The sequence below is a fragment of the Microbacterium sp. B19(2022) genome (genome assembly GCF_012030385.1).
GTDB lineage: Bacteria > Actinomycetota > Actinomycetes > Actinomycetales > Microbacteriaceae > Microbacterium > Microbacterium oxydans_B.
On the sequence record NZ_JAAUVO010000003.1, the window covers coordinates 239,976 to 260,035 of the forward strand.

Consider the following 20,060-nt stretch of genomic DNA (forward strand, 5'->3'; position numbering starts at 1 on the left):
CGTGTCCACAGAGCCACGAGTCATCGCGGGTCGATACCGCGTCGACGAGCTCATCGGGCATGGCGGTATGGCCAAGGTCTATCGCGGCTACGATCTGACGCTCGGCCGTGAGGTCGCGATCAAGATCCTCGATCCCGACCTGGCACGCGACACCGCCTTCCGCACCCGTTTCCGCCTGGAGGCGCAGGCGGCGTCACGCATGTCGCACCCGTCGATCGTGCGCGTGTTCGACGCCGGCGACCCCTCGTCGAATGATCCGTCGTCCGACGAGCCGCCGTACATCGTGATGGAGCTCGTCAAGGGCACGCTCCTCAAGCAGATCATCTCCGAGGGACCGGTGCCGGTGGCCGACGCCGTGCGCTACGTCGACGGCATCCTCGAGGCGCTCGACTACTCGCACCGCGCGGGTGTGGTGCACCGCGACATCAAGCCCGGCAACGTCATGGTGACCGACAAGGGCCAGGTCAAGGTGATGGACTTCGGCATCGCCCGAGCCGTCTCCGACTCCTCGTCGACCGTGGCCGAGACCACGCAGATCATCGGCACCGCCGCCTACTTCTCGCCGGAGCAGGCCAAGGGCGAGCCCGTCGATGCCCGCGCCGACCTGTACTCGACCGGTGTCGTGCTGTACGAGCTGCTCACCGGCCGCCAGCCGTTCCGCGGCGAGTCGCCGGTGGCGGTCGCCTACCAGCACGTCAGCGAGACCCCGATCCCGCCGACCGAAGTGAACGAGGATGCGCCCGGTGCGCTCGACCCGATCGTCCTGCGCGCCCTCGCGAAAGACCCCTATCAGCGGTACCCGGATGCCGCGCACTTCCGCGCCGCCCTGGATGCCGCCGTCACCGGGATCGCGCCGACCCGCAAGCAGCTCGGTGCACTGACGAGCGAGCTGTACGGTCCGAGCCCGCGTCAGGCGCAGGAGACCGCGCGTTCGCTGCGCCAGCTCAGCTCCGACACCACCATGACCCGCACCCAGTCGGGTCCTCCGGTCGCCTGGATCTGGGCCGGTGTCGCCCTGCTCGCGGTGCTGCTGGCGTCCGTGCTCTTCTGGGTGGTCACGATCAGCATGCGTCCGCCCGAGGTGCCGAGCACCTCGCGCATCATCCCCAATCTCGTGAACGTGTCGTCCGAGCGCGCGCAGGACGACCTCGCCAAGCTCGATCTCACGGCGAAGATCGTGATCGAGTCGAGCTCCGAGATCACCGAGGGCAACGTCATCCGCACCGACCCCGAGGCTGGAGTCTCGGTGGAGGAGGGCTCGACGGTCACCGTGCACGTCTCGTCGGGCGTGGAGACCGTGGTGGTGCCGAAGATCGAAGGCATGGGCCTCGACGATGCCACCAAGGCACTGAAGGCCGCCGGCCTCGAACTCGGGACCGTGATCCAGCGCAACGACAAGGGTCTCGCCGCCGGCACCGTGATCTCCGCCAGCGAAGCGGCAGAAACCGAGGTCGCCCCCGACACCGTCGTCAACCTCGTCGTCGCCAGCGGCAAGGTGACGCTGACCGACCTCGTCGGCTGGACCGTCGAGGCGGCGACGACGAACCTCACCGACCTCGGGCTGACGCCGGTGCCCGTGGAAGAGGCGGACTGCGCTCCCACCGAGCCCCCGACCGTGCACTCGATGTCGGTCGCACCGGGCGACGTGCCGATCGGATCTCCGGTCGAGCTTCGCTACTGCGCGGCACCCTGAGTCTCTCGCGACGCGCCCCGTGCGCCGTCGTGTCAGCGTGAGAGTGGATGCAGGCTTTCGGACCGAGCCACGGCATCCGCGTCGCCGCAGAGCTCCAGCCAATTCGCGAGAAGCCGGTACCCGCCTTCGGTGAGCACGCTCTCCGGATGGAACTGCACGCCGTGCAGCGGCAGCTCTCGGTGCGCGAGCGCCATGACCGTTCCGCTCTCGGTCCAGGCGGTGACGACGATCTCGGGCGGGAGGTCGGCTGGTGCGAGCGCGAGGGAGTGATACCGGCCGACGTCGAACGGCGACGGGATTCCCGCGAACAGCGCTGATCCGTCGTGCGTGACCGCGGAGACCATGCCGTGCATCAGCTCGGGCGCCTCACTCACCGCGGTGCCGAGCGCTTCGCCGATGGCCTGGTGTCCGAGGCAGACCCCGAGCGTCGGCATCCGTAGTCGTGCGGCGATCCGTACCGCGTCGAGAGACATTCCCGCGTCGGCGGGGCGGCCGGGACCGGGGGAGAGCAGCAGGGCGTCGTATGCGGAGAGCATCCGCTCGAGTTCGGCGGCGTCCAGCGCGTCGGATTCGACCATCGTGGTCTCGGCGCCGAGCTCGTGGAGGTAGCCGACGAGGGTGTGCACGAAGCTGTCGTGGTTGTCCACCACGAGAACTCGGGTCATTCGACGTCGACCTCGCCGGGGGCGATGATCGGGCTGATCCAGGGGAACACGTACCAGAACAGCCCGTAGAGCACGGCGGCGATGACCACGACCAGGATGAGGACCCGCAACCACCACGGGCCGGGCAGCAGGCGCCAGAGTGCGGCGTACATCAGTCTTCTCCCTCGTGAGCGTCCACGGTCACACCGATGGGGCGGCCGGAGGCGGCGGCGGGTCGGTCAACGCGGTCGGAAGTCCCTCGGCGCGGGGCTGGAAGCTCTCGAACACCCCGTAGGCGACGATGCGCTCCGCGAGGGAGTACAGCGGGGAGCAAGCCGTGAGCGTGATGTACTGCTCTCCGGTCTGCTGCTCCGGCATCTGCGGCACGTCGGCGAGCACATCGGTCTGTGTCGGCTTGACGTATTCGAGCGTGCGGAAACGGTACGTGTACCAGCCGTCGGGCGTCTCGACCACGATCGCATCGTTCAGCTGCAGCTTGTCGAGCTGGTTGAACGGCTTGCCCCAGGTGGTGCGGTGTCCGGCCATCGAGAAGTTTCCGACCTCGCCGGGCATCTTCGAGTCCTTGTAGACGCCGATCCCCTTCTGATCGAGGGTTCGCGCACGGCTCGTTCCGCCGTAGATGCCGAAGTTGTAGTCGGCTCCGAAACGGGGGATGTGCATCTGCCCGAACCATGTGGCGTCCGCCGGTGCTGCGGGCACGGGGGGCACATAGGCGGTGGTGCCGTCGTCCTCTTCCACGACCGGCGGCAACTCAGGCGCCTCGCCCTGTGCGAGCTCCTGCGAGATGGCTGCACCCTCGTCGTTCTTCTGAGCGCTGATGATGATGTCGCCGATCCACATCTGCCACGCGACGAAGAGCAGGACGAGCACTCCGGCGGTGAGGAGCAGTTCGCCGAGCACGCTCGCGAACGTGGCGCGAGAGCGTGGTCGCTCTCGCCGCGGGCGTCGCCCCCCAGGCACGACGGATGCAGTCATGCCGCGATCATATCCCGGGACGCTGAACGGCTGTCGGTGAGCCCGCCGTCCCTCGCTCGCTGCGGACTCGGCGACTCATGGGTGTCATGGGTACAATGACGGCATGGCACGTGACCGTAAGAGTGAAGAACCCGTTGTCGAGCGCGCCGAAGGCGAGGCCGCTCCCAATGCGGTGTGGTTCAAGCCGGTGATGATCGGCTTCATGCTCCTCGGTCTCGCGTGGATCCTGGTCTTCTACATCTCCGGTATGCAGTTCCCGATCCCGGGTCTCGACAACTGGAACCTGGCCATCGGTCTCGGCATCGCTCTGATCGGCTTCCTGATGACCACTCGTTGGCGCTGACGCCACTCCCTCTTCCCGAAAGGCCCCTCGCACAGCGAGGGGCCTTTCTTCATGCTCCGAGTGAGGATGGCTCAGGCAAGGGCGCGGGGTTGTTCCCGGAGCGAGCATCGGGAGGGCCCCGCGAAGCGGGAGGGACCCGCTCTGCGAGCGAAGGGAACGACCCCGCGCCCGACCCACAAGCCGAACCGAGCGAAAGTTATCCACAACCTTCTCCACAGCCTGGGGAGAATTACACCGGTGTTATTCACAGGGGTTAACAACCCTGTTAACAACTCGGGATCAGGACAAAAGGATCAGCGGTGGGATGAAGGCGACGATGACGATCAACAGGACGACGAGCGCGGAGAGCAGAACGATCTGCCACGTGCGCTGGTCTCGACGCCTCGTCCGGGTGTAGATGAGGGCGACCAGCGCGCCGACGATCGCACCGCCGAGGTGCGCCTGCCAGGAGATGCCACCGGCGAAGAAGCCGAAGGCGAAGTTGATGCCGAGGATCACGAGGATCCCGGTCACGTTCGCGCCGATGTGGCGACCGATGATCAGCAGCGAGGCCAGCATTCCGAAGATCGCACCGGATGCGCCGACCGTCGGGTCCAGGGGTGCGAGGAGAGCGACCGCCACCGATCCGCCGAGGCCGCTGATCAGATAGAGGGCCAGGAAGCGGGCGCGACCGAGCATGGGTTCGAGGCTCTGGCCCAGCATCCACAGGGCGAGCATGTTCAGCGCGAGATGGATGAAGCCGCCGTGCACGAACAGCACGGAGAGGAGGCGCCAGGGCTCGAAGCCCGCGCCGAAGAGATTCGGGTAGAGATACGGCGCGTAGAAGGCGAGTGCCTGCGTGATCGGCCCGTTCATCCCGGGGATCAGCTGCACCAGGCCGATGAACGACGTGACGGCGAGCAGGATGTACGTGACGATCGGCTTGCCGCTGCGGGCGATCGCCATGGTGCCGCCGGAGCGAGCACCCCACCGACGCTGGGCCTTCTTCTGCGCGGGGGTGCGGTTCTTGCGCTCGGCGTTCATGCACTCCGGGCAGATGACGCCGACGGGCGCCTGTGTCTGGCACTCGGGGCAGATGGTGCGCATGCACCGCTGGCAGAGCACGAAGCTCTGCCGATCCGGATGCCGGTAGCAGAAGTTGTCGCGATTGCTCGTGAACTCAGGCGTGGTCATCCGGATCGGCCGCAGCTGTCGTCAGGCCGCGACGATGTCGATCGACTGCAGCACGACGGGCTCGACCGGGCGGTCTCCGCCACTGGTCGGCACGGCACCGATCTTGTCGACGACAGCCCGCGAGGCGTCGTCGGCGACCTCGCCGAAGATCGTGTGCTTGCCCTGGAGCCACGGGGTCGGGTCGGTGGTGATGAAGAACTGCGACCCGTTGGTGCCCTCGGGCTTGCCGGTGATGGCGTTGCGGCGAAGGCCGGCGTTGGCCATCGCGAGGATGTACGGCTTGTTGAAGTCGAGCTCCATGTTGATCTCGTCGTCGAAGTTGTAGCCGGGACCGCCGACGCCCTGTCCGAGCGGGTCGCCGCCCTGGATCATGAAGTTCGGGATGATGCGGTGGAAGATGACGTCCTTGTAGAGAGGACCCTCGCCCGGCTTGCCGGTGGCGGGATCGGTCCACTCCTGGGTGCCGTCGGCGAGGCCGACGAAGTTCTTGACCGTCTTCGGTGCGTGATCGCCGAAGAGGTTGATGACGATGTCACCGTGGTTGGTGTGCAGGGTTGCGACGTGGGAAGCGTGAGCCATGCCCTCATTCTCGCAGAGCTTTCGGTGAGTTCGCCCGGCGTACCCCGGATCCGCCGACAGCGCAAGGGCCGGGCGATTCCCGCCCGGTATCCAGCCTCCCATGGCAAGATGGGGAACCCGTACTCCAATGGACAGGAGAGCATCGTGAGCCTCAGCCGCAAGCGGAAGAAGGAACTGCGTCGTCTTCAGAACGACGCCAACCAGCTCTGGGAGAACCAGCAGGTGCTCGTCGGTCACGCCGCCGATGTCGCCCGCGAGGCCGGACGTCAGCTCGGAAACATCAATCGCGAGCAGGTCGTGCCGGTCATCCAGGACACGTACAACCGCCGTGTCGCCCCGGTCGTCGACCGTGGCGTGAAGCTCGGCAAGCACGTCGTCGACGACAAGTTCGTCCCGATCGTGGGCGGAGTCGTCGGTACGGCGCTGACCGCGTGGGACGTCGCGAACGCCAAGCGCCACGGTGTGGCCGTGCAGGTGCGCAAGGCGACCGCGCCGCAGAAGTCGGGCCCGGGCGTCGGCTCGGTCATCGCGATCATCCTCGGTGCTGCCGCGGCCGTCGGTGTGCTCTACGCCGCATGGCAGGCGCTGCGTGCCGACGACGAGCTCTGGGTCGCGGACGACCCGCTCGCCGCGCCCGACGCGTGACCCCGTCTGATCTCGCCTCCGTCGCCTCTGGTGGCGGGGGCGATCGGCATGCGCGGGTGCGTGAGGCCGCCGCCGCGCGCGGACTCGACATCGAGATCCGCGAACGCCCTGCGGCAGGCAGCCTCTTCGAGGCGGCCGAGCTGCTGGGCATCCCGCCGTCGGGCATCGTGAAGACGCTCGTCGTGAAGCGCTCGGACGATACCTTCCTGTTCGCGCTCGTGCCCGGCGGACGCTCGATCTCGTGGCCGAAGCTGCGCGCCCTGGTCGGCGTGAACAAGCTGCGCCTGCCCGAGCCCGAGCTCGCGCTCCAGGCAACCGGCTACGAGCGGGGCACCATCGTTCCCATCGGCAGCACCACGGATTGGCCGATCTACGCCGACGAGTCCATCGTGGGTCAGCGCATCGCGATGGGTGCCGGCGCTCACGGTTACAGCCTCTTCGTCGAGGCCGACGACCTCATCGCCGCGTACGGCGCGACCGTCGCGGACATCTCGGTTCCCGAGGAGCGCTGACCTCAGAGGATGCCGGCCATGCGCATAGCGATGTCGACGAGCTTGACCCGCTGCAGTTCGGCCACGGACTTCAAGGGGAACCACTCGGCCATGTCGGTCGAGCCATCGGTCTCGAAGCGCAGCTTGCCGCCCGTGACCTGCGCGCGATAGACGATGCGCAGCGTGTGCAGCGGATCCGCGGCCTTCTGCACGCGGCGTCCCGCGGGGATGACCCGGGAGTGGATGCCGAGGAGCTCGCCGACCTTCACGGTGTAGCCGGTCTCCTCCCGGAGCTCGCGGCGCACCGCATCCTCCGGCGACTCACCGGGTTCGAGTCCGCCTCCCGGCATGGTCCACGCGACGCGACGCCCCTCGATCCACCGCGCCAACAGCAGACGCCCGTCGTCATCGGTGACGACCGCGTACGCCGCTACACGCAGGTCCATGGCTCACACACTATCCGGCGGCGGAGACCCCGGATGACCGCATGTCAGACGACCCGGGCGCCGCTCACATAGGTCGCGGTCACCTGGGTTTCGGCGAGGTCTTCCGCCGAGACCGTGAGGGGATCACGGTCGACCACGATGAAGTCGGCGAAGAGTCCGGGGGCGAGGGTGCCGACCTCATGCTCGCTGAAGAGCTGCCATGCCGCGTTCGCGGTGTGCGCGAGGAGTGCCTGTTCGCGCGTGACCGGGGTGCCGCCCGGCATCCGGTATCCGTTGCGAGTCGTGCGGGTCTCGGCGACGGCCATGTTGCGGAAGGGCTCGTTGGGGGTGACCCAGCCGTCGTTGTGGAAGGTCGCCCGATGACCGGCGGCGAAGGCGGCACCGGCATCGGCCCACGCACCGCCGTGCTCCGGGCCGAAGAGGTCGTCGACCAGCACCTCTCCCCAGTAGGTGATGTGGTCGACGAAGAGACTGACGGTGACGCCGAGGGATGCCGCGCGCTCGAACTGCTCCGGCGTCATGGCTCCGCAGTGCTCGAGCCGGAAGCGGTGGTCGGTGAGCCCGTGCTGCCGGATGAGCTGCTCATACACGTCGAGGGTCGCGTCGATCGCGAGGTCTCCGTGCGCATGGCAGGCGAGCTGCCAGCCGGCGGCGGCATAGGGGTCGGCGATCGTCCGCAGCTGTTCGGCCGTGTAGTTCGCGTGCCCGACATGGTGCGGCTCGAGTCCGAGGGAGCGGGTCGCCGCGGTGTCGAGGTAGGGGAAAGAGGTGGCGATGTTGCCCACCCACGGGGAACCGTCGGACCAGGTCTTCACCCCGGTCTGCCGGAACACGGGATCGTCTTCTCCGCGCGGAGCCGCGACTCCGCCGGGGCGGGACATCTCGTACCACCGCAGCCGCACGGGCATCGCACCCTGCGCACGAAGGGCGTCGATGAGCGGGTTGAGCTCGGGGTTCCACGACAGGTCCGACACCGTGGTGATGCCGCGGGATGCGAGGTCGTGCAGGTGCGCGGGGAGGATCCGGGGGAGGTGCTGCTGCGCCTTCGCGAGCATCGGCGCCACGACCTGCTCGACCGCGGCGGCCTCGAGGGCGACGCCCGTGAGCTCCCCCTCGGCATCGCGGCCGAACGAGGCGCCGACCGGATCGGGGGTGTTCCGATCGAGGCCCGCGGCGAGCGCGGCCGCGGTGTTGAAGTACACGGAATGGCCGGAGTTGTGGATCACGACGAGGGGCACGCTGCCCGCGAGCTCGTCGAGGAAGCGGATGTCGGGGTCGGGCAGTCCGCGCTGCAGCAGAGCATCCCACCCGTTCGCGAAGACCGCTTCGCCCCCGGCATCCGCCACCGCCGCTCGGAGCGCGGCCAGCACGCCTTCCGCCTCGGGGATCACGACGGGACGGAGGTCGACCACGAGGTCGGACAGCAGGATCGCGGAGAATCCCGGATGCCCGTGCGGTTCGATCAGACCGGGCATGACCCAGCCGTCCAGAGCTGCGGTGTCAGCATCCGGGAATCGGCGTCGAAGGTCGTCCGTCGTCCCGACGGCGACGATCGTGCCGTCGTCGACGGCCATCGCCTCGGCTTCGGCGTCAGCGCTCGGGGAGAGCGGACGGATGCGGCCGGTGAAGACTGTCGTCATGGCGCCAGTCTGGCAGTCGCGGTGCCGTCGAGGATCGATCACGAATCGAGAAGCACAACGCGGCCGAGCCTACGTAGTCTGAGTCCCACACCGGCAGCACATCGAGAGGACCGACCATGGCCGAGAAAGAGAAGAACTTCAGCGCCGAGGAACGCGAGGCCATGCAGGCCGCCGCGAAGGAGGCCCGCACCCGTCGCTCCCGCGCGAAGAAGTCGCCCGAGGAGCTGCGCGCTGCGGGGGAGGCCGACATCAAGGAGGCGATCGAGAAGCTGACTCCCGAGGATCAGGCGCTGTCGAACAAGCTGCACGCCCTCGTCTCCGAGGTCGCGCCCGAGCTCGTGCCCCGCACCTACTACGGCATGCCGGCGTGGGGTCGCGACGGCAAGGTCCTCTGCTTCTTCCAGCCCGCCAGCAAGTTCAAGGTGCGCTACGGCACGTTCGGCTTCGAGCCCATCTCGAACCTCGACGACGGCACGGTCTGGCCGACCGCGTACGCGGTCACGGACCTCACGAAGGCCGATCTGGAGTTCCTCGCGGAGCGCATCCGCGTCGCGATCAGCTGACCGCGCGGCGAGCAGAGGTGCGCGGCGACGGACCGCGCACCTCTCGCTCAGCCGTTGATGATCTGCGGCACGGCGACCGACTTCAGCCCTTCGACTCCGAACTCGAGTCCGTAGCCCGACGACTTGTGGCCCCCGAACGGGATCATCGGATGCACACCGCCGTGCGAGTTGATCCACACGGTTCCGGCCTGGATGCGCGCGGCCACCTTGCGGGCCTCCTCACGTTCCCCCCAGACTGATGCGCCGAGGCCGACGTCGAGGCCGTTGGCGCTGGCGATCGCGTCATCCACGTCGGTGTAACGGATGATCGGCAGTGCGGGTCCGAACTGCTCCTCGTCGACCAAGGCCACCCCGTCTGTCACATCCGCCACGAGCGTGATCGGGTAGAAGAGCTCTCCGAGCTCCGTCGCCGGTGCACCACCCGTGACGATCCGGCCGCCGTGGCGCGCCGCGTCGTCGACCAGGTCGCGCACGATCTCGAACTGGGCGTGGTTCTGCAGCGGACCGAGCACGTTCTGCTCATCCAGGCCGTTGCCCATCGGGGTCTGCCGAGCGACATCGGCCAGCGCGTCGACGACCTCGTCGTAGACGGAGTCGTGCACGTACAGGCGCTTGAGCGCGGCACAGGTCTGTCCGGTGTTGATGAACGCGCCCCAGAAGAGATCTTGCGCGATCGCCGTCGCGTCGACGCCCGGCAGCACGATCCCGGCGTCGTTGCCGCCCAGCTCGAGCGTGAGGCGGGCGAGGTTCTGCGCCGAGCTCTCGACGATGCTGCGTCCGGTCGCGGTCGATCCCGTGAACATGACCTTGCCGATGTCGGGGTGCGACGCGATCCTGGCCCCCACCTCGCGATCACCGGCGACACCGATGAGCACGTCGCGGGGCAGCACCTGGTTCATGACCTCGATCAGCGCCAGCACGCTGAGTGTCGTGTATCCGCTCGGCTTCACGACGACCGTGTTGCCCATGCGCAGCGCCGGAGCGATCTGCCAGATGCCGATCATGAGGGGCCAGTTCCACGGGCCGATCGCACCGACCACGCCGATCGCGCGGTAGTGCAGTTCAGCATGGGTCTCACCGTCGTCCACCACGGTCTCCGGCTCGAGGGGCGTCGCGGCCGCGGTGCGCAGCCACGCGGAGCAGGCACCCACCTCGAAGCGCGCGTTCGGACCGTTGAGCGGTTTGCCCTGTTCGCGGGAGAGCAGTCGGGCGAGCGGCTCGGCATTCGCGTCGATCGCATCGGCCACCCGGTTCAGAAGCGCACTGCGCTCCGCATGGCCGAGTGCATCCCACCCGGGCTGAGCCGCCTTCGCCCGCGCGACCGCGGCGTCGAGCTCGTCGACCGTGTGCACGGGTGCTCGTCCGATCGGTTCGCGCGTCGCCGCGTCGACCACTTCGCGACCCTGACCTTCGGGGGCGCCGACGCGCTCCAGCAGGGCGGCCTCGTCCAGAACCGGGGCGTTCTCCGACATCACTGTCTCCTCACGATGGGGTGCGCGACAGGTTCATCGCGCAGTTCGAGTCTGTGCTCGGCGGTCGAGCGGGGTTTGACTGCCCGTGCGGCGCGCTTGTCGGTCCGTGACCGAACAGCGGAGCCCGGAACGCGGCTCAGTGACCGCCGCCGCGGTACGGACCGACGGTCGCCAGCCGATCGAGGTGGGCGGCCAGCGAGAAGTGCGGGTCGATGCCGGCGTCGCCCGGCTGCGTGGCGAGCCGAGCGGCCCATTCCCCGAGCACGGGCGCGAACTTGAAGCCGTGGCCCGAGAGACCGGTCACCGTCACGACTCGCTCGCTCTCGCTCACGTCGACGATCGGGGTGCGATCGGGCGTGTAGGCACAGTGATGCACGCTGGAGCGCACGGGCTCGGGGTTCAACGACGGGAAGAACTCCTTCGCCTGCTGCCCGATCTTCACGAGTTCGTGCCGGGTGTACTCCCGCGGAACCTCGTCGACATCGCGGGCGACCGGCCAGGTCGGGTTGCTGCTCGCCTTGATCGAGTAGCCGTCGAGGCTCGGCGCTCCGAAGAAGTGCACGGGGCCGACGTCGCGCAGGAACGCGGGGAACCGCTCAGGGAGGAAAGCAGCGATGTCCGTGGGCATGAACCAGGTCAGCCCGAGCACCTGCAGTCGCAGCAGGTCACGCAGTCGACCGTCGAGTCGAGTCGACCAAGACCCCGAGGCGAGGATCACGGTGTCAGCGCGGATCGCCTCGGTCGGGGTCCGCACCACGACGCCACCGGGCTCTTCCTCGATCGCGAGCACCGGGGTGTGGAAGTGCAGCTGCGCGCCGGCGGCCTCGGCGAGATCGAGCGCCGCCATCAGCGAGACCTCTGGTCGGATGCCGCCGCCGTGGTGGTCGAGCACCCCGACGTCACCGTCGTGCACGTTGTGCTGCGGGTGGGCGCGACGCAGCTCCTCGGTGTCGTAAAGGGTGTGCGGCAGGTCGAACTCGCGCACCGTATCGAGAGTCGTGCGCATCTCGACCCGGTCGGGCTGCGCGATCGACAGCGCACCCACCTCGAGGTAGAGCTCCCGTCCCGACTGCTGCTCGAGTTCACGCCACAGCCGCCTTGACTCCTGCAGCATCGGCACGTAGCGACCACCCTCGTGATACGCCGTGCGGAACACGCGGGACTCCCCGGCGTACGAGCCGCGGTCGTGCACCTTGCCGTACTGCTCGATGCCGATGACCTCGACGTCGTCGCGCTGTGACAGTCGCCATGCGGCGAGCGCACCCACCGCTCCCAGCCCGACGACGACGATCCGCTTTTTGGCCTGTGCACTCATGAAGACTCCTGCCGAATGGTCGATGGGGGACGGACGCCGGTCATGCCAGAGCCGGGGTATCCCAGAGCAGCAGCTCCGTGCCGATACCTTCTGCCACCGCGCGCCGGTAGACGACGGTTCCCCACGCGACGTCTTCCACCGGCATCCCGCCGACGGAGTAGAGGAAGATCTCGTCCTCGCTCCCACGCCCCTCGGCCTCGCCGCTCATGATCGCGGGGAGGTTCTCGAGAACCTCGTCGCTCACGTCTCCCGAACGGATGCGGTCGAGCAGGTACATGCCGTGGAGGCCGATGTGCTCGTGCGCCGGGTGCGGCACCTCCTCGCTCCACGCCTCGTACAGGCCGCGGAAATCGGCGACGTGCCGCGCTCCGCGGAGCAGCTCGTCGTCGATCATGATGTCGGCGGGCAGGCTCACCAGCGCGCCCGGCTTCAGCCAGCGCTTCTCGATCCGTACGTAGTTCGCCGAGCCGGCCGGCGTCGTGGGGGCGATCGTGACCAGGTCGCTGTCGCGCACGGCGTCCTCCACGCTGTCGACGACCGTGACCGCCGTGAACTGCGGGTACTCGCGCCGGACCCAGTCGACGAACGAGTCGATGCTCGATCGGCTGCGGCCGGCGACCTTCAGGGTGTCGAGCTCGGGGCGCACGGCCACGAAGGCTTCGAGCGTCGTTCGGTTCATCACGCCGGGTGCCACGATGCCCACGCTCCGGGCATCGGGGTTCGCGAGGTGGCGGGCACCGACTCCCGGCACGGCGCCCGTGCGATACGCACTCAGCAGGTTCGCCGACATGTGCGCGAGAGGTGCGCCGGTGTCCTTGTCGCTCAGCGTGAGCATCAGGATCGACCGCGGCAGACCGTTCTCGCGGTTGGACATGTTCGACCCGTACCACTTGCATCCGGCCGTCTGGAAGGTGCCACCGAGGTACGCCGGCATCGCCATCATCCGGCGATGCGGTCCGTCGAGCGGCATGCCGTCGTGCGTCGATTCCGCGGGGAAGGTGACCATCGAGCCGTGCGAGTTCCCGTCCGGTCCGCCCATCCGGTAGTCGCCCACGTCGACGAGACGCAGGGTCTCCTCCATCACGTCGACGCACAGCCCCATGTCTGTGACGCCCGCCGCGATCGTGTCCGGCTCCGACAGATACCGGAAGGTCAGTCTGGTGTCAGGCGTGCTCACGGGTTTCCTCTCGTCGCGTCGACCACCGGTTCCGGCTCGCCCAGGAGCGGAGCCTCCGGCAGCTCCGTGCCGTGACCGATCTGGCGATAGACCTCGGGCCTCGCCCTGCGCAGCCACAGCGCCCACACGACGGCCAGGGCGGAGGGCACGAGCAGCACGGCGGGGAGGATGAAGGTCGTCGGCGTGGACTCGGCCTGACCGAGCAGCACATCCCAGTTCAGAAGGATCAGCACCCACACGATCGCCAGCGCGACGAACGCGACGATCGGTGCGACCAGCCTGCTGCCGGTGCCCACTCCGCGCTGATCGCGGCGGAAGAAGCCGATCACGGCGACCGAGACGAGTACCAGGAGCAGCACGAGTCCGAACGCGCCGAGGTTGGTGAGCCAGGTGAAGAGCGTGATCACGGGGTACGGACCGTTCTCGGGGTTCCAGCCCTGCTCACCGATCGCGAAGCCGACGATCACGACGACCGCGATCGCGGACTGCAGCAGCGACCCTGCCCACGGCGCACCGCTGCGAATGCGGACGGTACCCAGCACCCGGGGCAGCACGCCCTCGCGGCCGAGCGAGAAGGCATATCGGGCGACCGCGTTGTGGAAGCTGACGAGGGCGGCGAACAGGCTCGTGATGAAGAGGATCGACATCACGTCGACCCAGATCACGCCCAGGTGCTCGGCGACGAAGTTGAAGAACAGCGGGGGACCGGCCTCCTCCGGCGAGATGCCCGCGGGGTCGGTGATCTTGCTCGGGCCGACGGCGAGCGCGAGCGCCCAGGAGGAGATGGCGTAGAAGATGCCGGACACGCAGACCGCGAGGAACGTCGCGCGCGGAATGGTGCGCTTCGGATCCTTCGACTCCTCGCCGTAGATCGCAGCCGACTCGAAGCCCATGAACGCGGCGATACCGAACGCGAGCACGGCCCCGACCCCCGGGACGAACAGCGCCGCGGGGGTGATGGGTGCCGCCGTGAATCCCTCGGCCGGGTTCCCGAAGGCGAACAGGTCGAACACGATCACCGCCACGAACTCCAGCGCGACGAGCACTCCCAGCACCTTCGCCGAGAGATCCACCCGGTGCACTCCCAGCACGCCGACGAGCACGATCGTGAGGAGGACCCAGACCCACCAGGGGCTCGCCCAGCCGGTCTTCGACTCGATGAACGAGCTGATCTGGAACCCGAGCATCCCGTAGATGCCGATCTGCATGGCGTTGTACGAGAGGAACGCGAGCACCGACGCCCCGACGCCGGTCGGGCGACCGATCCCCTGCGCGACGTATGCGTAGAACGCCCCCGCATTCGTGACGAACCTGCTCATGGCGGCGTAGCCGATCGCGAAGATGCCGAGGGCCACCGCGAGCACGATGTAGCCGAACGGGATGCCGTCGACGTGGGTGACCGCGTAGGCGCTCGTCACCCCGCCGGCGAGCACGGTGAGCGGCGCGGAGGCGGCGATGATCATGAACGCGACCGCGAAGACGCCGAGGCGCCGATGTTCGGCCGTTCTCGTCGTCGACGTTGTGGGAGTGGACGTCACCATGGCACAGCTCCTTCGATGCTCGGGTAGTCCTCATACTCGCCACGGGGCGGCGTCGTCGATTGACGGCGAGAGCAGAACACTTGTCTACGCGGGCACAGCGCCCGAATGCTAAAATGCAGCATCGTATATGATCGGCCACAGTGAGGTGAGCCCTGATGCAGAGTCTGTCGTTCCTCGACTACCGCCATGCGGTCTCCCGCGCCGTCGTCGCGCTGGATGTGACCGCGCCGGAGCAGGATCGCTTCCGCGGTGCGATCGACGCCACCGCTGCCGGAGACATCCACGTCTTCGCGATCGACGCCGACGGGCACGGCGTGCACCGCACCCCCTCGCTCATCTCCCGTGCCCCGCAGCAGTACTTCAAGTTCTCCCGCATCGAACGCGGCAGCGGCATGATCGTGCAGGACGGGCGGGAGACCGCGCTCGGCAGCGGCGATATGGCGCTCTACGACACCGACCGTCCGTACTCCCTGCTCTTCGATGACGCCGTGCAGATGTCGGTGGTGATGTTCCCGAAAGTCCTCCTCGACATCCCCGCGGAGGACACCAGCCGCATCACGGCCACGCGCCTCAACGCCGGCGGAGCGCTGGGCGCGATGGTGGGTCCCTACCTCGGCTCGCTCGCCGAAGGGGCGCACCACCTCGACAGCCGCATCGCTCGGCGGATGCTGCGGACCGCGGTCGACATGCTGAGCACGGTACTGGAGGCGAACCTCGTCGCGACCGACGGGCCGGTGAGCGCGCACTCCACGACGCTGACGCACATCCTCACGTACATCGACGTGCACCTCGCCGACAGCGAGCTGTCTCCGTCCCAGATCGCGGCGGCGCACTACATCTCGGTGCGGCATCTGCACTCGATGTTCAGTGAGCAGGGCGCTTCGGTCTCCACGGTCATCCGACGGCGCCGACTGCAGCGGTGCTACGACACGCTCATCGACCCCTATCAGGCGCACCGCTCCATCGCCGAGATCGCGATCGGTGCGGGCTTCGTCGATGCGGCGCACTTCAGCCGTGTGTTCCGCGCCCAGTACGGAGTGCCGCCCCGCGCGGTGCGTGGCGGCTGACCCCGCGTTCACGGAACCGGATGCCGCTGCGAGCACCCGCGCAGTAGCGTGGAACCCGTGAGCACACTGCCCTTCCCCGCCTCCGTGTACGCCGCCCGCCTCGCCCGCGCCGCATCCCTCGCCGCAGAATCCGGGCTGGATGCGATCATCGTCGGGCCGGGCCCCGACCTGCAGTATCTGCTGGGCGTCGAGGGCGACACGATCGAGCGGCTGACGGCCCTGGTGATCGGCCCCGACATCGCTCCGACGGTCGTCGTGCCGCGGATGGAGCTCGCGAAGGTTCGCACCACCGCTGTCGGTGAGCTCGGACTCGCGGTCGCCGACTGGGTCGACGGCGAAGACCCGTACGCGCTCGTGACCGAGGCCGTGGGTACGGTCTCCCGCGTCGGCGTCTCGGATGCGCTGCCCGCGCTGCACGTCGTCCCGATCGGCGAGCGTCTCGGCGTGCGTCTCGAGCTGGCGACACCCGTGCTCCGCGAAGGACGCATGATCAAGGATGCCGAGGAGATCGCCGAGCTGCGGCGGGCCGGAGACGCGATCGACGCGGTACACCGCCGCGTGCCGGAGTGGCTTCGGGCCGGACGCACCGAGCGCGAGGTCGCGGCCGACATCGCGGAGGCCATCGTGGCGGAAGGCCACCGCACGGTCGAGTTCGTCATCGTCGGATCGGGTCCGAACGGTGCCGACCCGCACCACGAGGTCTCGGACCGGATGATCGAAGAGGGCGACACCGTCGTGGTCGACATCGGTGGTGCGGTGCCGAGCGGCTACAACTCCGACAGTACGAGGACCTACGTCGTCGGCAGCCCTGACCCGGAGGGGGCCGAGCGCATCGCGGTTCTCGTGCGCGCGCAGCAGGCGGCGGTGGATGCCGTTCACCCCGGGGCGACGGCCGCACAGGTCGACGCTGCCGCGCGTGACGTACTCGTGGCTGCGGGTCTGGGCGAGGCGTTCCTGCACCGCACCGGCCACGGCATCGGCGTCTCGGTGCACGAGGAGCCCTACATCGCGCCGGGCAACGACCTGGTGCTGCGGGAAGGGATGGCGTTCAGCATCGAGCCGGGCATCTACTTCGCCGGCGCGTGGGGCGCACGCATCGAGGACATCGTGATCGTCACGGCCGATGGCGGCGAGCGGCTGAACGTCGCCCCGCACGAGCTCGTGTCGGTGGGTGCGCACGCGATCGGTTCCTGATGGACGACGTATCGGCGCGGCCGCAGAGTCCCCAAAGGATCTCCGCCACCCACGGCGGTCTCATCCATGAGGTGAGGATCAGCTGGTGGCAGACCGATGACTGGCAGTGGGTGGTGGTCGTGAACTCCCCGGAGCTCGGCGCTGTCGAGCGGCAGGCGAACGATGCTTTCGAGGCGCTGTGCCTGTTGCGGGAAGAACTCGACCCGCGCGGGTGGCGGTTGGGGGTCGCCGGTGCACGGGCCGACGTCTGGCCCAGTGGCATGGCGCGCGATCAGGGTGGTGGTCTGAGCGCGTACCGGCTCGGCGCCGCTGGCCCGCAGGACCCCGTGTTCACGTTCAGCCCCGTGGATCCGGCGACCGTCGCTTCCGTCGCAGAGCAGCGCACGGCGGCTGACCGCTTCTTCTCGAAGTTCGGCGGCGGCGGGCGTTGAGCCCCAATCCACCGCGGTAGCATCAGCGCATGCGCCGCCCCCGCAAGGTCTCCTCCGCCAACGCGTCGCCGGCAACTCGTGCGCGGTACGCCAAGCGTCGGACGAACCGACTCGCCAAGGTCGACAACGATCTCACCGACGCCCAGTGGCACGACCTCATGGATGCCTGGGGCGGATGCGCCTACTGCGGCGGCGAGGGGGCCGCGTTGCAGCGCGACTGCATCCAGCCCATCTCGCGCGGCGGCCGCTACACGCTCGAGAATGTCGTCCCTGCCTGCGCATCCTGCAACGCCAGCAAGCACAACGACGAGGTGACCGGCTGGCTCCGCCGGAAGAAGCTCGACGAGCGCACGTTCCTCGTCCGGCAGGCGACGATCCTGCGCGATCTGCGTCCGGTCGAGTGAGGCTGTGTCGGGCGGAGCCGCTTCCCTCGGGTCATGACGCTGATCGAGGAAGCCTACGTAAGAGCAACCCGCGGCAATCGCTCGGGTCCAACCCGAAAGTGAGTACGCCCGATGGCCAAGAACGACCGGAACAACCAGCAGGGAAAGCTCGGTGAAATCCGCGTGGCAGAGGTTTTCGTCAAAGCCGGATGCGCGGTCAACTTCCTGCCGTTCATGGATCTCGGACTCGACCTCCATGTCCAACTTCCCGTCAGGGTCCCCGAAGCGGATGATGAGTCCTGGCCGATGTCCGGGTTGACCGCTCATGTGCAGGTCAAGACGACGAGGACGACGAGCCTGCCTGCAATCACGCGAGAGACGGCGGCTGCGTGGCAGCTCGGTGCGCAAGCAGGAACGCCGACGTTCGTCATAGCCGTCGTCTCCGACGAGCACGCAGGCGTTCACTACCGTTTCTTCGATCCTCTCGTCGTCAAGCAGTACGTCGACAAGAGCAAGGGCGAGAGCTTCAAGCTCCCCATCAGCCGCGGGGTCGTCGTTCAGCCCGATGACCTCTACGATCACGTTTCGGAATGGGTCGTCAGGGCCCGGTACTACCTTTCGGCTGCGATCGATTTCGTCTGGTCCGACGTGAAGGCGGATGTGTGGGAATCCGCGCGGACGATGGTCTCGCAGATGACGCTCATCCATGAACGAGCGTTCCGCTCTCCGTCGACGTCCACGCACCTTCAGCCGTGGGCCGATACGGCACGCACCCTCATGTCCGCCTACCTCGACGGTGCCGGGTACCCTCCGGAGACGCTCGACGAACCGTTCGGTGCCCAGGGTGACTCACTTCTTCATGTGATCGAGCAGGACGCCTTCGACAAGGTCAACGATGGCGGTTCTGAGAAGCACGGATGGAACGAGTGGGTCGAGCCTCTGGCCTCGGTATCGCCGGTGCGCGATGAGAACGGTTCCCTGACATACCTCGAAGAGATCTGTCGTGCCTATGGTCGGGTGTCGAACCCAGACGGCGGTGTGCGATCAGGGCCGGAGAACGTGGGCCAATGAGAGAAGCCCCCGGCAACTGCCGGGGGCTTCTGGATCCTGTGGAGCCTAGGAGATTCGAACTCCTGACATCCTGCTTGCAAAGCAGGCGCTCTACCAACTGAGCTAAGGCCCCGTGAGGGAATTTCTTGAGTTAAAGGGTGGGGCTACCAGGACTTGAACCTGGGACCTCTTCATTATCAGTGAAGCGCTCTAACCGCCTGAGCTATAGCCCCGTCAACCTCCAAGACTTTACCGGAGAAACACGGAAAATCCGAATCGAGGGTGGGGACCCGGGAGAGTCCCCACCCTCGACGGTGTTCAGCGGCCGGGACGGATCGTCGCGGTGCCCGCGGAGAGCGACACGTCGATGGTCCTTCGCGAGCTGGAGCCCTCGTCGACCTTGGCGTTCAACGTGCCGGCACTGACGTCCTGGGTGATCGCGTACTCGACGTCCGGCACGGTCAGATCGAGCGTTCCGGCATTGACCTCGATCGTCGTCTCCGAGGGTGCCGTGCCGGTCAGCTCCACCGTGAGATCGCCGGCGGAGACACCGAGGTCGGCGCGGCTCACCCCGTCGAGAAGGATGTCGGCACGACCCGCGTTCATCTGCGCATCGAGCTCCGCGGCAGACCCTTCCACGTCGAGCGACCCTGCGTTGACGCTGACGTCGAGCACTCCGAAATCGCCCACGACATCCAGGCTGCCGGCGTCCAGATTGAGGTCGGCATCGATCGCGTCGCCGCGCAGGCTCTCCGGCAGCGTGAGGACGGCGATCTCCTCGTCACCGAACCAGTTACCGAACCACCAGCCGAACACACCATCGGGGCTGCGGACGATCAGTTCGTCGCCGTCCCGGTCGAAGGTCCATGCGGAGCCACGGCCGTTGGTGATCGAGAGCTGTGCCTCATCCACATCACCGAACTCGACCCGCATGCTGCTGGCGTCCGCATCGACGTCGATCCCCTCGATGCCGTCCACGCCCACGGTCTGCACCGAGTCGGGCCGGCTCGACGAGATGATGTTCCCCGCGGCGGCTGCGGCGGCCGTTCCTCCGGAGCCGAGCAGGGCGATGCCGCCGACCACGGCCGTGATGACCATGACCGCCGTCGCTCCCGACGAGCGGCCGCCAGAGCCCCCGGGCGGGGGCGGCGTCGGAGCCGCCTGGGGCGCCGGCGCCTGAGGGCCCGGCTGGGGCGCGGAAGCGGGCGGGGGAGAAG

General features: G+C 68.0%; 22 protein-coding genes and 2 tRNA genes. 10 read left to right on the forward strand and 14 right to left on the reverse strand.

What is annotated here, in order from left to right; translation table 11 throughout:
* The first annotated feature begins 1 nt into the window (after window position 1).
* Window positions 2-1,693: a Stk1 family PASTA domain-containing Ser/Thr kinase gene (pknB, locus tag HCX50_RS04195; protein WP_091028146.1), complete on the forward strand. Its 1,692-nt coding sequence runs from the start codon at window positions 2-4 to the stop codon at window positions 1,691-1,693.
* A gap of 32 nt (window positions 1,694-1,725) precedes the next feature.
* Here pknB and HCX50_RS04200 read toward each other — a convergent pair whose 3' ends face one another.
* Genes HCX50_RS04200 through HCX50_RS04210 form a run of 3 tightly spaced genes read right to left on the reverse strand, consistent with a single transcriptional unit; the run spans window position 1,726 to window position 3,333 of the window.
* Window positions 1,726-2,358, reverse strand: coding sequence for an anthranilate synthase component II (locus tag HCX50_RS04200; protein ID WP_167633125.1), 633 nt, complete (start codon window positions 2,356-2,358; stop codon window positions 1,726-1,728).
* Window positions 2,355-2,510 (reverse strand): DUF4175 domain-containing protein, encoded by a 156-nt coding sequence (locus HCX50_RS04205; RefSeq protein WP_140403281.1) that lies wholly within the window; start codon window positions 2,508-2,510, stop codon window positions 2,355-2,357. The genes HCX50_RS04200 and HCX50_RS04205 overlap by 4 nt, the downstream gene beginning before the upstream one ends.
* Before the next feature lie 28 nt (window positions 2,511-2,538).
* Window positions 2,539-3,333, reverse strand: a complete 795-nt coding sequence (locus tag HCX50_RS04210; RefSeq protein WP_091028137.1) for a class E sortase — start codon at window positions 3,331-3,333, stop codon at window positions 2,539-2,541.
* A 103-nt stretch (window positions 3,334-3,436) separates the two neighbouring features.
* Between HCX50_RS04210 and HCX50_RS04215 the strand changes: the two genes are divergently transcribed.
* The gene (locus HCX50_RS04215) at window positions 3,437-3,676 is read left to right on the forward strand and encodes a cell division protein CrgA (protein WP_091028134.1); all 240 of its coding nucleotides are present in this window, start codon (window positions 3,437-3,439) and stop codon (window positions 3,674-3,676) included.
* Between the two features lie 279 nt (window positions 3,677-3,955).
* On the opposite strand, the gene HCX50_RS04220 is transcribed toward HCX50_RS04215, so the two are convergent.
* Window positions 3,956-4,849, reverse strand: coding sequence for a rhomboid family intramembrane serine protease (locus HCX50_RS04220; RefSeq protein WP_167633126.1), 894 nt, complete (start codon window positions 4,847-4,849; stop codon window positions 3,956-3,958).
* A 21-nt stretch (window positions 4,850-4,870) separates the two neighbouring features.
* Window positions 4,871-5,428: a peptidylprolyl isomerase gene (locus HCX50_RS04225; protein ID WP_029264182.1), complete on the reverse strand. Its 558-nt coding sequence runs from the start codon at window positions 5,426-5,428 to the stop codon at window positions 4,871-4,873.
* A gap of 144 nt (window positions 5,429-5,572) precedes the next feature.
* Between HCX50_RS04225 and HCX50_RS04230 the strand changes: the two genes are divergently transcribed.
* Together HCX50_RS04230 and HCX50_RS04235 are read left to right on the forward strand one after the other, a co-directional pair.
* Entirely contained in the window at window positions 5,573-6,073 is a 501-nt protein-coding gene (locus HCX50_RS04230) for a hypothetical protein (protein ID WP_029264183.1), read from the forward strand.
* Window positions 6,074-6,129: 56 nt separating this feature from the next.
* The gene (locus tag HCX50_RS04235) at window positions 6,130-6,585 is read left to right on the forward strand and encodes an aminoacyl-tRNA deacylase (protein WP_208617602.1); all 456 of its coding nucleotides are present in this window, start codon (window positions 6,130-6,132) and stop codon (window positions 6,583-6,585) included.
* A gap of 2 nt (window positions 6,586-6,587) precedes the next feature.
* Here HCX50_RS04235 and HCX50_RS04240 read toward each other — a convergent pair whose 3' ends face one another.
* On the reverse strand, window positions 6,588-7,010 hold the full coding sequence (locus tag HCX50_RS04240; protein WP_167633127.1) for an NUDIX hydrolase: 423 nt from the start codon (window positions 7,008-7,010) through the stop codon (window positions 6,588-6,590).
* Between the two features lie 44 nt (window positions 7,011-7,054).
* On the reverse strand, window positions 7,055-8,650 hold the full coding sequence (locus HCX50_RS04245; protein WP_167633128.1) for an amidohydrolase: 1,596 nt from the start codon (window positions 8,648-8,650) through the stop codon (window positions 7,055-7,057).
* A 116-nt stretch (window positions 8,651-8,766) separates the two neighbouring features.
* Here HCX50_RS04245 and HCX50_RS04250 point away from each other — a divergent pair, with 116 nt between their 5' ends.
* Entirely contained in the window at window positions 8,767-9,213 is a 447-nt protein-coding gene (locus HCX50_RS04250; protein WP_091028115.1) for a DUF1801 domain-containing protein, read from the forward strand.
* A gap of 47 nt (window positions 9,214-9,260) precedes the next feature.
* On the opposite strand, the gene HCX50_RS04255 is transcribed toward HCX50_RS04250, so the two are convergent.
* From HCX50_RS04255 to HCX50_RS04270, 4 genes are all read right to left on the reverse strand, one after another.
* Window positions 9,261-10,685 (reverse strand): aldehyde dehydrogenase family protein, encoded by a 1,425-nt coding sequence (locus HCX50_RS04255; protein WP_167633129.1) that lies wholly within the window; start codon window positions 10,683-10,685, stop codon window positions 9,261-9,263.
* A 136-nt stretch (window positions 10,686-10,821) separates the two neighbouring features.
* Complete coding sequence (solA, locus tag HCX50_RS04260; RefSeq protein ID WP_167633130.1) at window positions 10,822-12,000, reverse strand: N-methyl-L-tryptophan oxidase; 1,179 nt, start codon at window positions 11,998-12,000, stop codon at window positions 10,822-10,824.
* Window positions 12,001-12,040: 40 nt separating this feature from the next.
* Complete coding sequence (locus tag HCX50_RS04265) at window positions 12,041-13,177, reverse strand: tyramine oxidase subunit B (protein WP_167633131.1); 1,137 nt, start codon at window positions 13,175-13,177, stop codon at window positions 12,041-12,043.
* Complete coding sequence (locus HCX50_RS04270) at window positions 13,174-14,718, reverse strand: APC family permease (protein ID WP_167633132.1); 1,545 nt, start codon at window positions 14,716-14,718, stop codon at window positions 13,174-13,176. The genes HCX50_RS04265 and HCX50_RS04270 overlap by 4 nt, the downstream gene beginning before the upstream one ends.
* Before the next feature lie 155 nt (window positions 14,719-14,873).
* On the opposite strand from HCX50_RS04270, the gene HCX50_RS04275 reads away from it, so the two are divergent.
* From HCX50_RS04275 to HCX50_RS04295, 5 genes are all read left to right on the forward strand, one after another.
* Window positions 14,874-15,785 carry a helix-turn-helix domain-containing protein gene (locus HCX50_RS04275; protein WP_167633133.1) on the forward strand — a complete coding sequence of 304 codons (912 nt, stop codon included), beginning with the start codon at window positions 14,874-14,876 and terminating at the stop codon, window positions 15,783-15,785.
* Between the two features lie 57 nt (window positions 15,786-15,842).
* Window positions 15,843-16,979: a M24 family metallopeptidase gene (locus tag HCX50_RS04280; RefSeq protein WP_167633134.1), complete on the forward strand. Its 1,137-nt coding sequence runs from the start codon at window positions 15,843-15,845 to the stop codon at window positions 16,977-16,979.
* A complete protein-coding gene (locus HCX50_RS04285; protein ID WP_167633135.1) occupies window positions 16,979-17,410 on the forward strand; it encodes a hypothetical protein in 432 nt (143 codons plus the stop codon). The genes HCX50_RS04280 and HCX50_RS04285 overlap by 1 nt, the downstream gene beginning before the upstream one ends.
* A 29-nt stretch (window positions 17,411-17,439) precedes the next feature.
* Window positions 17,440-17,814 carry an HNH endonuclease gene (locus HCX50_RS04290; RefSeq protein WP_029264195.1) on the forward strand — a complete coding sequence of 125 codons (375 nt, stop codon included), beginning with the start codon at window positions 17,440-17,442 and terminating at the stop codon, window positions 17,812-17,814.
* Window positions 17,815-17,925: 111 nt separating this feature from the next.
* Window positions 17,926-18,864 carry a hypothetical protein gene (locus tag HCX50_RS04295; RefSeq protein ID WP_167633136.1) on the forward strand — a complete coding sequence of 313 codons (939 nt, stop codon included), beginning with the start codon at window positions 17,926-17,928 and terminating at the stop codon, window positions 18,862-18,864.
* Between the two features lie 39 nt (window positions 18,865-18,903).
* Here the strand turns inward: HCX50_RS04295 and HCX50_RS04300 are convergent.
* The 3 genes from HCX50_RS04300 to HCX50_RS04310 form a co-directional block, all read right to left on the reverse strand.
* Window positions 18,904-18,976 (reverse strand) — tRNA-Ala (locus HCX50_RS04300).
* 26 nt (window positions 18,977-19,002) lie between these two features.
* Window positions 19,003-19,076: transfer RNA gene (locus tag HCX50_RS04305), tRNA-Ile, on the reverse strand.
* A gap of 85 nt (window positions 19,077-19,161) precedes the next feature.
* Window positions 19,162-20,060 (reverse strand): hypothetical protein (locus tag HCX50_RS04310; protein ID WP_237682327.1); only part of this gene is annotated, 899 nt, incomplete at its 5' end.